12 protein-coding genes are annotated in these 12680 nt (G+C 72.9%); 5 read left to right on the top strand and 7 right to left on the bottom strand.

Features of this window, described 5'->3' with window-relative positions; translation table 11 throughout:
• Nucleotides 1–3 precede the first annotated feature (3 nt).
• Both E3O41_RS04120 and E3O41_RS04115 read left to right on the top strand, forming a co-directional pair.
• The gene (locus E3O41_RS04120; RefSeq protein ID WP_067025794.1) at nucleotides 4–831 is read left to right on the top strand and encodes a PhzF family phenazine biosynthesis protein; all 828 of its coding nucleotides are present in this window, start codon (nucleotides 4–6) and stop codon (nucleotides 829–831) included.
• 32 nt (nucleotides 832–863) lie between these two features.
• Nucleotides 864–1229, top strand: coding sequence for a DUF5655 domain-containing protein (locus tag E3O41_RS04115; protein ID WP_135012040.1), 366 nt, complete (start codon nucleotides 864–866; stop codon nucleotides 1227–1229).
• 1 nt (nucleotide 1230) lies between these two features.
• Here the strand turns inward: E3O41_RS04115 and E3O41_RS04110 are convergent, their stop codons facing one another.
• Together E3O41_RS04110 and ispG are read right to left on the bottom strand one after the other, a co-directional pair.
• Nucleotides 1231–1695, bottom strand: a complete 465-nt coding sequence (locus E3O41_RS04110; RefSeq protein ID WP_067025792.1) for a GNAT family N-acetyltransferase — start codon at nucleotides 1693–1695, stop codon at nucleotides 1231–1233.
• Between the two features lie 48 nt (nucleotides 1696–1743).
• On the bottom strand, nucleotides 1744–2895 hold the full coding sequence (gene ispG, locus E3O41_RS04105; protein WP_173849898.1) for a flavodoxin-dependent (E)-4-hydroxy-3-methylbut-2-enyl-diphosphate synthase: 1152 nt from the start codon (nucleotides 2893–2895) through the stop codon (nucleotides 1744–1746).
• 280 nt (nucleotides 2896–3175) lie between these two features.
• Here ispG and E3O41_RS04100 point away from each other — a divergent pair, with 280 nt between their 5' ends.
• Nucleotides 3176–5080, top strand: coding sequence for an anthranilate synthase family protein (locus E3O41_RS04100; RefSeq protein ID WP_067025788.1), 1905 nt, complete (start codon nucleotides 3176–3178; stop codon nucleotides 5078–5080).
• A 7-nt stretch (nucleotides 5081–5087) separates the two neighbouring features.
• Here E3O41_RS04100 and E3O41_RS04095 read toward each other — a convergent pair whose 3' ends face one another.
• From E3O41_RS04095 to E3O41_RS04080, 4 genes are read right to left on the bottom strand one after another with little or no spacing between them, the layout of a single operon-like run.
• Nucleotides 5088–6380: a M50 family metallopeptidase gene (locus E3O41_RS04095; RefSeq protein WP_067025786.1), complete on the bottom strand. Its 1293-nt coding sequence runs from the start codon at nucleotides 6378–6380 to the stop codon at nucleotides 5088–5090.
• A 3-nt stretch (nucleotides 6381–6383) separates the two neighbouring features.
• Nucleotides 6384–8000, bottom strand: coding sequence for a Mur ligase family protein (locus E3O41_RS04090; protein ID WP_244927269.1), 1617 nt, complete (start codon nucleotides 7998–8000; stop codon nucleotides 6384–6386).
• A 42-nt stretch (nucleotides 8001–8042) separates the two neighbouring features.
• On the bottom strand, nucleotides 8043–9125 hold the full coding sequence (dxr, locus tag E3O41_RS04085) for a 1-deoxy-D-xylulose-5-phosphate reductoisomerase (RefSeq protein WP_067025784.1): 1083 nt from the start codon (nucleotides 9123–9125) through the stop codon (nucleotides 8043–8045).
• An 8-nt stretch (nucleotides 9126–9133) separates the two neighbouring features.
• Nucleotides 9134–10105 carry an FKBP-type peptidyl-prolyl cis-trans isomerase gene (locus tag E3O41_RS04080; protein WP_083990900.1) on the bottom strand — a complete coding sequence of 324 codons (972 nt, stop codon included), beginning with the start codon at nucleotides 10103–10105 and terminating at the stop codon, nucleotides 9134–9136.
• A gap of 121 nt (nucleotides 10106–10226) precedes the next feature.
• Here E3O41_RS04080 and E3O41_RS04075 point away from each other — a divergent pair, with 121 nt between their 5' ends.
• Nucleotides 10227–11009 carry a lysophospholipid acyltransferase family protein gene (locus E3O41_RS04075; RefSeq protein WP_135012037.1) on the top strand — a complete coding sequence of 261 codons (783 nt, stop codon included), beginning with the start codon at nucleotides 10227–10229 and terminating at the stop codon, nucleotides 11007–11009.
• A gap of 21 nt (nucleotides 11010–11030) precedes the next feature.
• Here the strand turns inward: E3O41_RS04075 and E3O41_RS04070 are convergent, their stop codons facing one another.
• The gene (locus tag E3O41_RS04070; protein ID WP_067025778.1) at nucleotides 11031–11573 is read right to left on the bottom strand and encodes an OsmC family protein; all 543 of its coding nucleotides are present in this window, start codon (nucleotides 11571–11573) and stop codon (nucleotides 11031–11033) included.
• A gap of 109 nt (nucleotides 11574–11682) precedes the next feature.
• On the opposite strand from E3O41_RS04070, the gene E3O41_RS04065 reads away from it, so the two are divergent.
• Nucleotides 11683–12678 (top strand): asparaginase, encoded by a 996-nt coding sequence (locus E3O41_RS04065; RefSeq protein ID WP_067025776.1) that lies wholly within the window; start codon nucleotides 11683–11685, stop codon nucleotides 12676–12678.
• The last annotated feature ends 2 nt before the right edge of the window (nucleotides 12679–12680 follow it).

The following is a 12680-nucleotide window of genomic DNA, read 5'->3' as shown; positions in this document are numbered from 1 at the left end:
GGGATGCGCCTCCCGTTCCGCCAGGTCGACGTGTTCAGCCCCGAGCCGCTGCTCGGCAACCCCGTCGCGGTCGTGCACGACGCCGACGATCTCACCGACGCGCAGATGGCCGCGTTCGCCCGCTGGACCAATCTGTCCGAGACGACGTTCCTGCTGCGCCCGACCGACCCCGCCGCGGACTACCGGCTGCGGATCTTCACCCCCGGCGGCGAGCTGCCCTTCGCCGGCCACCCCACGCTCGGCTCCGCGCACGCCTGGCTCGAGGCCGGGGGCGCGCCCGCGGGCGAGGAGATCGTGCAGGAGTGCGGCGTCGGCCTCGTCTTGCTGCGCCGGGTGGGCGGGCGGCTCGCGTTCGCCGCGCCCGCGCTGCGGCGCTCCGGACCGGTCGAGGAACCGCTCCTCGCCGGGATCGCCGCGGCGCTCGGCATCGCCCGCGACGCGATCGTCGACGCGGCCTGGTGCGATAACGGACCGGGCTGGGTCGGCATCCGGCTCGCGGACGCGCGGGCCGTGCTGGCCCTCACGCCGGACTTCGCGGCGCTGCCGGCCGACGTCGGCGTCGTGGGCGCGTACCCGGACGGCTCGGAGTGCGCCATCGAGGTGCGGGCGTTCTGCCGCCCCGACATGGGCCTCGGCGAGGATCCCGTCACCGGCTCGCTGAACGCCGCGCTCGGGCAGTGGCTCGCCGGCTCCGTGCTGCCCTCGTCGTATGTCGCCTCCCAGGGGACCGCCCTCCAGCGACGTGGCCGCGTTCACGTCTCGCGCGAGGGCCAGACCGTGTGGGTCGCGGGCGACACGCTCACGACGATCCGCGGCGAGCTGACACTCTGACGCCGTCGGCGGTACCCGCTACGGTCGTGCTCATGACCGAGTGGACCGTCGACGAGCACCTGCGAGACAAGCCGGAGGCGTCCGTCGCGCTCTACCGCCGCTTCGAGGAGCTCGTCGCGGCGTGCGGGCCCTACACCGTGTCGCCGTCGAAGTCATCCATCACCTTCAAGGGCACGCGCCGCGGCTTCGCGGGCGCCCGCCCCACGGCGAAGGGGATCCGCGTCTACCTCGATCTGCAGCGGGCGATCGACGATCCGCGCGTCCAGAACGTCGCGCCCTACACGAGCCGGCTCTTCGTCCACCACCTCACGATCACGTCGCCGGCGCAGCTGGACGAGGAGTTCGCCGGTTGGGTCGCCGAGGCGTACGCGGTGGGCGCCGGCGCCCACCTCGCCTGACTCAGGCGCCGGTCAGCTCGCGCGTCATGAAGACGCTGAGGGGGTCGTCGGTGTAGTCGCCGAACGGTGGGCACTCCACGAATCCGTGACGGGCGTAGAGGCGGCGGGCCGGGGCGAAGTGCTCCTCGCTGCCGGTCTCGAGGCTCACGCGACGGTATCCGCGCTCGACCGCCTCCGCCAGGATCGTCTGCAGGATCGACGCGCCGACGCCGCGCCCGCGGGCGGCCTCGCGCGTGCGCATCGACTTGATCTCGCCGTGCGCCGCGTCCAGTTCCTTCAGCGCGCCGCAGCCGAGCACCTCGTCGCCGTCCCACGCGCTCCACACCGTCACGTCGGGCGATTCCAGGGCCGCCAGCGGCAGGGCGTGCACGCTCTCCGCGGGGCTCGTGGCGTGCATCTCGTCGAGGTGCTCCGCGATGAGGTCGCGCACCGCCGGCGCCGTCAGGTCGTCGAGGACAATGCGCATGTCTCTCACGATATCGTCCGCGGGCGCGGCTCCCGCGCCCGCTCAACGTCAGGCAGTGACGACCTGGGCGGTGCCGATGCCGGCGTCGGGGCCCATCTCGTCGGCGATGCGACGGGCCTCCTGGATGAGGGTCTCGACGATCTCGGCCTCGGGCACCGTCTTGATGACCTCGCCCTTGACGAAGATCTGGCCCTTGCCGTTGCCGCTGGCCACGCCCAGGTCGGCCTCGCGGGCCTCGCCCGGGCCGTTCACGACGCAGCCCATCACGGCCACGCGCAGCGGCACGGTGACATCCTTCAGACCCTCGGTCACGTTCTCGGCGAGCGAGTACACGTCCACCTGGGCGCGGCCGCACGACGGGCACGAGACGATCTCGAGCTTGCGCTCGCGCAGGTTCAGCGACTGCAGGATCTGGTGGCCGACCTTGACCTCCTCGGCCGGCGGGGCCGACAGCGAGACGCGGATCGTGTCGCCGATGCCCTCGGACAGCAGGATGCCGAACGCCGTGGCGCTCTTGATCGTGCCCTGGAAGGCGGGACCGGCCTCGGTGACGCCGAGGTGCAGCGGCCAGTCGCCCCGCTCGGCGAGCATGCGGTACGCCTTGACCATGACGATCGGGTCGTTGTGCTTGACCGAGATCTTGAAGTCGTGGAAGTCGTGCTCCTCGAACAGGCTCGCCTCCCAGACGGCCGACTCGACGAGCGCCTCGGGGGTGGCCTTGCCGTACTTCTCGAGCAGGCGGCGGTCGAGCGAGCCGGCGTTCACGCCGATGCGCAGCGAGACGCCGGCGGCCTGCGCCGCCTTGGCGATCGCGCCGACCTGGTCGTCGAACTTGCGGATGTTGCCCGGGTTCACGCGCACGCCGGCGCATCCCGCATCGATCGCCTGGAAGACGTACTTCGGCTGGAAGTGGATGTCGGCGATCACGGGGATCTGCGACTTCTTCGCGATGATGTGCAGCACATCGGCGTCGTCCTGGCTGGGAACCGCCACGCGCACGATCTCGCAGCCCGACGCCGTGAGCTCGGCGATCTGCTGCAGGGTCGCGTTGATGTCGGTGGTCGGCGTCGTCGTCATCGACTGCACGCTGATGGGGGCGTCGCCGCCGACGAGCACCTTGCCCACGCGGATCTGCCGGCTCTTGCGGCGGGGAGCGAGGGTTTCGGGGACGCGAGGCATACCGAGGTTCACAGCTGGCACGTCATAGAGCCTACGCGCGCGCGGTTCCACGCGGGCTGTCCGCGGGCTGAGCACATGCCGAGCCCGAGGCGCTGGGGGCAGATGCTGGCGCGCGCCACGAGCTGACGGCCGGATTTGCCGCCGCACGGGCGGCGCGTATACGGTGACCTCGTGCACGTGACCCAGAACTGGTGGTGGCTCGCCTGAGGCGGGCCGCATTCGCGCACAACGAGACGACCGCCCACCGCAGGCGGTCGTTCTGCTTTCCGGGAAGACCGCCCCACATCGAAGTGAGCCCCTGATGGAAGCAGCACCCACGACCGCCGAGCGCACCCTCCGCCTCGCGGGCGACCCCGATGCGTCGTTCGCGCTCATCGCCCGCGACGGCGGCGAGGTCGAGATCCTCACCGGCCCGGTCGTCGATGTCGAGCTGCTCGCCGACATCCCGCTCACCGGACCGGACGGCGCGCCGCGCGAGGTGCTCGCCCTGGTGCCGTACCGGCAGGTGCGCGAGCGCGGCTTCGAGGCGGAGGACGACGGCACTCCCCTGCGCTGTCTCCTCGTCGACGAGCACGGCCGCGTGAGCGCCGACGAGGTGCTCGCGGCGCTGCCGAGCGCGACCATTCCGCTCACGGATGCGGGCTTCGATCTGTCGGACGAGGAGTACGCCGCGATCGTGCGCCGCGTCATCGCCGACGAGATCGGGCGCGGCGAGGGGGCGAACTTCGTCATCCGCCGCGACTACGTGGCCGGCGTCGACGCCGACGCGCGCACGGCGGCGCTGACCTGGTTCCGCGCGCTGCTCGAGCACGAGCGCGGGGCCTACTGGACGTTCCTCATCGTGGCGGGCGATCGCCTCCTCGTCGGCGCGAGCCCCGAGGCGCACGTGGTCGCGACGGCCAACGGCGACGGGTCGAGCACCGTGACGATGAACCCGATCTCCGGCACGTTCCGCCACCCGCAGGGAGGCGCCACGGTCGAGACGCTGTCGGCCTTCCTGCGCGACACCAAGGAGACCGAGGAGCTCTTCATGGTCGTCGACGAGGAGCTCAAGATGATGAGCGCCGTCTGCAGCGACGGGGGGCGCATCACCGGGCCGCACCTCAAGGAGATGTCGCGCCTCACCCACACCGAGTACATGCTCCGCGGCACGTCGCGCCTGGACCCGCGCGAGATCCTGCGCGAGACGATGTTCGCGCCGACGGTCACGGGATCGCCGATGCAGAACGCCTACACGGTGATCCGCCGTCATGAGGCCACCCCGCGCGGCTACTACTCCGGAGTGGCGGCGCTGTTCACCCCCGACGCCGACGGCGGACACGACCTGGACGCGCCGATCCTCATCCGCACTGCCTACCTCGAGCACGGCCGCCTGCGGGTGCCCGTCGGGGCGACGCTCGTGCGCCACTCCGACCCGTACGGCGAGGTGAGCGAGACGCACGGCAAGGCCGCCGGCGTGCTCGGGGCGATCGGCGCCGTGCCGCGCGCCGCGAAGGCCGCCGACGACGACGCGCCCGCGGTGCCGCGCCGGCTCGCCGACGACCCCGACATCGCCCAGCTGCTTGCGTCGCGCAACGCGCGCCTCGCGCCGTTCTGGCTGGAGGAACAGGCGCCGGGCGCGGGGCCGCTCGCGGGTCACTCCGCGCTCGTGGTCGACGCGGAGGACCGCTTCACGACGATGCTCGCCCACCAGCTGCGCCACCTCGGCCTCGAGGTGCGGATCGCGCACTGGTCCGAGGTGACCGACGCCGAGCTCGACGCCGCCGAGCTCGTGGTCTCGGGCCCCGGCCCGGGCGACCCCCGCGACGCAGCGAACCCCCGCATCGCCCGCATGCGGCAGGTGGTGGCCCACCGCCGCGAGCGCGCGCTGCCGCTGGTGGCGGTGTGCCTGAGCCACCAGATCCTCGCCGACGCCGCGGGCATCGACCTGGTCGCCCTGGACAGCCCGCACCAGGGCGTGCAGCTGACCGTCGACATCTTCGGCGAGCCCGCCGCGATCGGGTTCTACAACACCTTCACGGCGCGGGTCGAGGCCGGCACCACGCGCACCGGCGAGACCGAGATCGCCGCCGATCCCACCACCGGCGACGTCTACGCGCTGCGCGGACCGCGCTTCGCGAGCATCCAGGGGCACCTGGAGTCGATCCTCTCGCGCGACGGGATCCGCACGCTGGGGCGCCTCGCCGAGCACGCCCTGACGAGCTGACGCGGCGTCAGCCGCCGAGGCTCACGGGGTTGAAGATGTCGGCGGCGAACAGCAGCGCGCCCATGCCGACGAGCAGCACCACGACCACGAGCGTGAGCGGCACGAGTCGCGTGGCGTCGGCGGGGCGCGGCGGCGGGCGGCGGAACACGCGCGCCCAGCCGCGCTTCAGGGCGTCCCACAGCGCGACGGCCACGTGCCCGCCGTCGAGCGGCAGCAGCGGGATGAGGTTGAACACGAACAGCGCGATGTTGATCGATCCGAGCAGGCCGATCATCACGCCCACGCGGTCGAGGATCGGCGCCTCGGTCGCCGCGACCTCGCCGGCAATGCGACCGACGCCAATCACGCTGATCGGGCCGTTCGGGTCGCGCTCCTGACCCGTGAACAGGTCGACGGCCGTGTCCCACAGCCGCACGGGCAGCTGGGCGACGATGCCGAGCACGGCGCCGGTGTTCTCCACCGCGGTCTCCGCGCCGCTCCAGATCGGCTGCCGCACGCGCTCCGTGGTGGGGCTGAAGCCGGCGAAGCCGACCTCGGCGACCACCGTCTCGCCGTCCTCGCCCACGTAGGAGTTCTCGGCGAGGACCGGCGTGAGGCGCAGGGTGTGCTCGGCGCCGTCGCGCGTGACGACGACATCGATCTCGTCGCCCGGGTGAGCGCGGACGATCGCGGACGCCTCGGCGAAGGTCGACACGGGCGTGCCGTCGATCGACACGATCGTGTCGCCCGGCTCCAGCCCTGCGGCCGCCGCCGGGGAGGCGGGGTCGTCGGCGCCGCATTCGGTCTGCGTCGTGCCGGCGGGCAGCACGCACTCCGACACGGAGGCGACCGTCGTCGTGCTCTGGTTCAGCCCGATGCCCGTGGCGAGGATCGTGAACAGCACGACGGCCAGCACCGCGTTCATCGCGGGGCCACCGAGCATGATGACGATCCGCTTCCACGTGGGCAGCGTGAAGAACGCGCGCGAATCGTCGGTGCCCTCGAGCGTCTCGTCGTTGGCGGCGCGGGCGTCCTGCACGAGCGTGGCGAACAGGCCGCCGCGTGCACCGTCGTCGTCGCGGCTGCGCGGATACATGCCCGCCATCGAGATGTAGCCGCCGATCGGCAGCCACTTGATCCCGTACTCCGTCTCGCCGAACCGCCGCGACCACACGGTCGGCCCCATGCCGATCATGTACTGGCCCACGCGCACGCCGAACGCCTTGGCGGGGATGAGGTGGCCGATCTCGTGCAGACCGATCGACAGGCCGAGACCGAGCACGATCACGACCACGCCGAGGATGAACGAGAGCACCTCCACGGCTCAGCCCTCGTACGGGTTCGGCCAGACGCGCTCGCCCGTGGGCCAGCCGGCGTCGATGAGCGCCTGTCGCGCGAGCTCGCGCGCCGAGTAGGCGTACTGGACGCCCTCGATGTCGCGGTAGTTCTGGTGCCCGGGACCGGCCCACAGGATCGCGTCGCCCGGGCCGACGAGCGAGACGGCCTTGACGATCGCGGCCTCCGGCGGCGAGACCTCGTGGATCTCGTGATCCGGGTCGGCGGCGCGGGCGCTCTCGACGAGCACGCGGCGAATGTCGGCGGCGTTCTCGAACCGCGGATGGTGATCGGTGATCACCGTGATGTCGCTGCCGGCGACGGCCGCGCGGCTCATGTCGGGGCGCTTGAGGGTGTCGCGGTCGCCATCTGCGCCGAAGAGCATGAGCACCTTGCCGGGGGTGACCCGGCGCACGGCCGCGAGCGTCTTCTCGAACGCGTCCGGGGTGTGGCCGAAGTCGACGTAGACGGCCGGGCCCTCGGAGCCGCTGACGAGCTGCGTGCGCCCCGGCACCCAGGCACGGATGCCGCCGTCGCGCTCCAGCGCGGCCGTGATCCGCTCCCAGGCGTAGCCGGCCTCGAGCATCATCACGATCGCGAGCCCCGCGTTGGCGGCCATGTGGGCGCCGATCACGGGCACGGTCGTCTCCAGGCGGCGGCCGTCGCGGTGGGCCAGGGCGAAGCCGGTGCCGCTCTGCGCCTCGGAGGTGACCTCGACGATCCAGTCGGCGCGGTCGATCGCGCCGGTCTCCGCGATGCCGCGGGTGGCGATCGTCGTGACGGGGATCTCGGCGTCGGCCACGATGCGCGCGCCCGGGGCGGAGTCGAGCGAGACCACGCCGCGGCGCGCCCGCGCGGCGGTGAAGAACGGCCGCTTGGCGGCGTAGTACGTCTCCATGTCGCCGTAGTCGTCGAGGTGATCGTGCGTGAGGTTCGTGAAGGCGGCGACGTCGAAGATCACGCCCTCGAGCCGGCGGCGGGTGATCGCCTGCGCGCTGACCTCGACCGCGAACGCCTTCACGCCGCGTTCGCGCATGAGCGCGAGGAGCGCGTGGAACTCCGTGGCCTCGGGGCTCGTCAGGCCCGACACCACGCGCTCGCCGGCGACGACGCGCTCGGCCGAAGTGGAGGCGCCCGCGACCACGCCGATCTGCGTGAGGATCCCCTCGAGCAGGTGCGTGACGCTCGTCTTGCCGTTCGTGCCCGTGGTGCCCAACAGCAGCGGCAGGTCCTCGCCCGGCGCGGTGCGGTGCACGAACATCGCAGCGTCGCCGAGCACGCCGCGCGGGTCCTCGACGATCACGATCGGCAGGCCGGCCGCCGCCGCGATCCCGGCGCCCTCGTGATCGGTGAGCACCGCGGCCGCGCCGTTCGCGGCCGCCTGGGCGGCGAACTCCGCGCCGTGACGGTTCGCGCCGCGGATGCCGACGAACAGCTCCCCCGGCTTCAGGTCGGTCGACGACAGCGTGACGCCGCAGACCTCGGTGTCCTCCCCGTCGAGGCGGCCGCCGACATGCGCGGCGACGTCGGACAGGAGGCGGCGGTTCGGGGCGGCGGGACGCAGCATCGTGGGCGGCGTCCGGCGCTTGGGGGTCGTGTGCGACATCGTGATCTATCGTCGCATGCGGCACCGATGAGGCCGCTGAACTCAGGCGCCCGCGATCGCGCGATCCGCCTCGTCGCGGGCCCAACGCTCGGCGGCCGCGAGCGTCTCGAGCGTCAGCTGCGCCGGGGGCTCGTGCGCCTCCACGACGCGCGTGACCGTCTCGACGATCCCCAGGAACGACAGGCGGCCCTCGTGGAACGCGTCAACCGCCTGCTCGTTGGCCGCGTTGAACACGGCCGGGAACGTCGCCCCGGCCTCGCCGACGCGCTTGGCGAGCGAGACGGCCGGGAACGCGTCGTCGTCGAGGGGCTCGAACGTCCAGCTCGCGGCCGCCGTCCAGTCGATCGGCGCGCCGACCCCCGGCACCCGGTCGGGCCAGGCCATGCCGAGGGCGATCGGCAGGCGCATGTCGGGCGGCGAGGCCTGGGCGATCGTGGACCCGTCGACGAACTCCACCATGGAGTGCACGATCGACTGCGGGTGGACGACCACGTCGATCCGCTCGAACGGCACGTCGAAGAGCAGGTGCGCCTCGATCACCTCGAGGCCCTTGTTGACAAGCGTGGCGGAGTTCGTGGTGATGACCCGCCCCATGTCCCACGTGGGGTGTGCGAGGGCCTGCGCCGGGGTGACGTCGGTGAGCTCGTCGCGGGTGCGGCCGCGGAACGGGCCGCCCGACGCCGTGATCACGAGCCGGCGCACCTCGTCGGCGCGGCCGGAGCGCAGAGCCTGGGCGAGGGCGGAGTGCTCGGAGTCGACGGGCACGATCTGCCCCTCGGCCGCCCGCTCCTTCACGAGCGGGCCGCCGACGATCAGCGACTCCTTGTTCGCCAGTGCCAGCGTGCGCCCCTCCTCGAGCGCCGCGAGCGTGGGACCGAGCCCGACCGATCCCGTGATGCCGTTGAGCACCACGTCGGCCGGGACCTCGCGCACGAGCCGCGTGGCCTCCGCGGCCCCGAGCGCCGTGCGGGACACGCCGAACTCCTCGGCCTGCGCCCGCAGCGCCTCGCCGTTTCGCCCCGCCGCCAGGCCCGCGACCTCGAACAGGTGCGGGTTGGCGCGGACGACATCGAGGGCCTGCGTGCCGATCGAGCCCGTCGATCCGAGGATGAGGATGCGGCGCATGGCGTGGATCAGCCGGCGGCCAGGTGCTGCGTGGCGAGGATGTCGACGACGAAGATCAGCGTCTCGCCCGTGAGGTCGTTCTCGTTGATCTCGCCCTCGCCGTAGCCCTCGGCCGGCGGGATGACGGCGAGCACCTGCGAGCCGACCGTCTGCCCCACGAGCGCCTTCGTGAAGCCCTCGATGACGCCCGAGGTGTTGAAGTCGATGGGTCCCGACGCCCAGCTGGAGTCGAACTCCTCGCCGTTGGAGGCGCGGATGCCGGTGTACTGCACCATCACCTGATCTCCGTCCTCGACCGTGATGCCGTCGCCCGTCTTGAGCGTGGCCAGCTGCGTGGTGTCGGGCGTCTCGAGACCCTCGGGGATCGTGACGGTCGGAGCGCCGTCGTCGGCGAGCTCGACGGTCGGCATGCCCTCGACCGGCTCCTGCTGCTCGCCCCAGGCGGCCGTGGGCGTCACGCCGAGCACGTCGAAGGTGTAGACGGCGGGCGGCACCTCGGTGCCGTCCTCGGCGGTGCCGCCGACGTAGGCGGCCGCGACGCGCGACCCGATGGGAGCGCAGCCCAGCACGATGCCGAGGGTGCTCTCCGGCGAGATCTGCTGCGGCAGCTGCTCGCCGGGGTTGTAGCCGGCGGTGCCGACGAGCTCGCCGGTGGTGGCGTCGTAGCCGGTGATCGCGACGTCGACGAACTGGCCGGCCTCGAGCGGGGCGCCGTCGCCCTCGACCACGACCTGGCGCTGGAACTGGTCCACGGTGAGGGGCGCCTCGAAGGTGACCTCGACCACGCCGTCGGACAGCGGCGCGTCCGAGACGGTGAGCGCCTCGACGGCGGGGCCCGAGTCGGCCGCCGCCGCGCACAGGTCGGCGGGGGTGCCCGTGGGCTCGGGCTCGGCGGTGGAGTCCCCGGAGGTGGCGCAGCCGGCGAGCGCGAGGACCGCGAGGGTCATGGTGGACAGCAGGGCAGCGGATCGACGTCGCACGGAGGCACCTCTTCGTTCGGGGACGGCACCCATCCTCCCCCATCTTCTCGATGCGTCGCCTGACAGCGCTCCGTCACCCGCGCATTCCTGGCCGGGAATCTTCGCTGGGTAGGCTGAAGGGATGACCTCCGACGGCGCCCCGAACCCGAACGAGCCGGGCGAAACCGACGCGACGCCGCTCAAGCCGAGCGCGCTCTACACCTTCGGCCGCATCGCGATCGCCCCGCTCGCGCGCGCCATCTACCGCCCCCGCGTGGAAGGCAAGTCGAACATCCCGCCCGAGGGTCCGGTGATCTTCGCGAGCAACCACCTGTCGTTCATCGACTCGATCGCGATCCCGATCGCGGCCGCGCCGCGCCCCGTGCACTTCCTGGCCAAGTCGGACTACTTCACCGGAACCGGCCTGAAGGGCTGGTTCTCGCGCGCGTTCTTCACGGCCGTCGGCGCCGTTCCCGTGGACCGCGGCGCCGGGCAGGCGGCCCTGGACGCCCTCGAGCGCCAGCGGCAGATCCTCGACTCGGGCGCGGCGGTGGCGCTGCACCCCGAGGGCACGCGCTCGCGCGACGGCCGGCTCTACAAGGGCCGCACCGGCGTGGCGTTCCTCGCGCTGCAGACGGGCGCGCCCGTGGTGCCGATCGGCCTCATCGGCACCGACAAGGTGATGCCGGTGGGCGCCAAGATGCCCTCGCTCAAGGAGCGCGTCGTCGTGAAGTTCGGCGAGCCGCTCGACCTGTCGCACCACGGCCCCGCCTCGTCGGGTCGCGCGCGGCGCACCGCGACGGACGAGATCATGGCGGCGATCCACGCCCTCTCGGGGCAGGAGCTCGCCGACGCCTACAACGAGCTGCCGGCGCAGACGCCGATCGAGAAGATCAAGCGCGCGCTGCCGCACGAGCGCCGCTGACGCGCGGCGGCGCGCACGGCGTCAGCCCGCCGCGCCGCTCGCCTCCGCCGCGCCGTTCGCCTCGGCCGAGTCGCTCACCTCGGGCGCGCCGCTCGCCTCGCCGACCTCGACGGTCGCCTCGTGCTCGACGGGGAAGTTGACCGAGCTCGCGATGAAGCACCACTCGTGCGCGTCGTGATGGGCGGCGATCGCGTCGTCGACCATTGACGCGTCGGCCACGGTGACCCGCGGCCGCAGCGTGACGCGCTCGAAGCGGCCGCCGTTGCCCGCCTGCCGCATGGTGCCCACGGCCTCGTCCACGTACGACGTGACCACGACGCCACGCTCGACGCACGCGTGCAGGTACGACAGCAGGTGGCACTCGCTCAGCGACGCCAGCAGGAGGTCCTCGGGGTTCCAGCGACCGGGATCGCCGCGGAACGGCTTGTCGGCCGATGCCAGCAGCACCGGCTTGCCCGCGACCTCGATCTCGACATCGCGGGCGTAGTCGCGATACCCGGAGGTGCCCGTGCCGCGGTTGCCCGTCCACGTGGTGGTGAGTGCGTAGGAGTGCTCGCCCGTCATGGCGCCAGTCTGGCAGGTCGCGCGGGGCCTCGGCCGCCGCGCCGCCGCGCGCAACGCCCGGCGGCGGTCGCCTCGGGGCACGGGGGCGCCAGGTTCTAGGCTGGAGTCCATGCTCGAGACGCTCGCCGTGACCGATTCCGTCGAACTCGCCGTGACCGATCGGGGCGGATTCGTCGAGTCCCGCCACGCGGGCGCGGCGATCGTGCTGGGGCCGGAGGGCGATGTCGTCCGCGCGCTCGGCGACACCGAGGCGCTGATCCTGCCGCGCTCGTCGCTGAAGCCGTTCCAGGCGGTCGCCAGCGTCACCGCCGGCGCGGCCCTGGAGGGCGAGCGCCTCGCCCTCGCGACCGCCAGCCACAGCGGCACCGATCGGCACGTCGAGGTGGTCCGCGGCATGCTCGCCGAGGCCGGGCTCACCGAGGATCACCTCGGCTGCCCCGAGGCCTGGCCGGGCGATCAGGCCACGCGCGACGATCTCGTCCGCGATCACGTGGGCAAGAGCCGCATCCGCATGAACTGCTCGGGCAAGCACGCCGCCATGCTCGCCGCTTGCGTGGCCACCGGCTGGGACACCGAGGGCTACCTCCACCCGGATCACCCGCTGCAGGCGCACATCCGCGAGACGGTGGAGCGCCTGTGCGGCGGCACGAAGGTGGCGGCCACCGTGATCGACGGCTGCGGCGCCCCCGTCCACGCCCTCCCGCTCTCGGCGCTCGCGCGCGGCATGCACCGCATCGGCACGGCGTCGGAGCGCTCGCCGTTCGGGCTGCACCGCGTCGCCGGCGCGCTCGTGCGCACGGTGCGCGAGCACCCCTGGGCGATCGCCGGCCCAGGCCTGACCGACACCTTCGCCATCGAGCGGTTCGGCGTGTTCTCGAAGATCGGCGCCGAGGCCGTGCAGATCATGGTCGCCCCCGACGGCACGACGGTCGCGCTCAAGGTGCTCGACGGCGGGGCCCGCGCCACGTGCGCGATCGCGCTCACGCTGCTGGCGCAGGCGGGCGCGCTGCCCGCGGTCGAGGTGGAGGCCGCTCTCGCGTCCGACCCGCTGTTCGCGGTGCTCGGCGGCGGCGAGCCGGTGGGCCGCATCCGCGCCACCGTCTGAGC

The sequence above is a fragment of the Microbacterium sediminis genome, from assembly GCF_004564075.1.
GTDB lineage: Bacteria > Actinomycetota > Actinomycetes > Actinomycetales > Microbacteriaceae > Microbacterium > Microbacterium sediminis.
This window is presented reverse-complemented; position numbering and strand designations above follow the sequence as displayed.

Excerpts from the sequence above, each read along its gene's own strand:
- E3O41_RS04120 (WP_067025794.1), top strand. The coding sequence starts at position 4 with ATGCGCCTCCCGTTCCGCCAGGTCGACGTGTTCAGCCCCGAGCCGCTG.
- E3O41_RS04115 (WP_135012040.1), top strand. The coding sequence starts at position 864 with ATGACCGAGTGGACCGTCGACGAGCACCTGCGAGACAAGCCGGAGGCG.
- E3O41_RS04110 (WP_067025792.1), bottom strand. The coding sequence starts at position 1,695 with ATGCGCATTGTCCTCGACGACCTGACGGCGCCGGCGGTGCGCGACCTC.
- E3O41_RS04100 (WP_067025788.1), top strand. The coding sequence starts at position 3,176 with ATGGAAGCAGCACCCACGACCGCCGAGCGCACCCTCCGCCTCGCGGGC.
- E3O41_RS04090 (WP_244927269.1), bottom strand. The coding sequence starts at position 8,000 with ATGTCGCACACGACCCCCAAGCGCCGGACGCCGCCCACGATGCTGCGT.
- dxr (WP_067025784.1), bottom strand. The coding sequence starts at position 9,125 with ATGCGCCGCATCCTCATCCTCGGATCGACGGGCTCGATCGGCACGCAG.
- E3O41_RS04075 (WP_135012037.1), top strand. The coding sequence starts at position 10,227 with ATGACCTCCGACGGCGCCCCGAACCCGAACGAGCCGGGCGAAACCGAC.
- E3O41_RS04070 (WP_067025778.1), bottom strand. The coding sequence starts at position 11,573 with ATGACGGGCGAGCACTCCTACGCACTCACCACCACGTGGACGGGCAAC.
- E3O41_RS04065 (WP_067025776.1), top strand. The coding sequence starts at position 11,683 with ATGCTCGAGACGCTCGCCGTGACCGATTCCGTCGAACTCGCCGTGACC.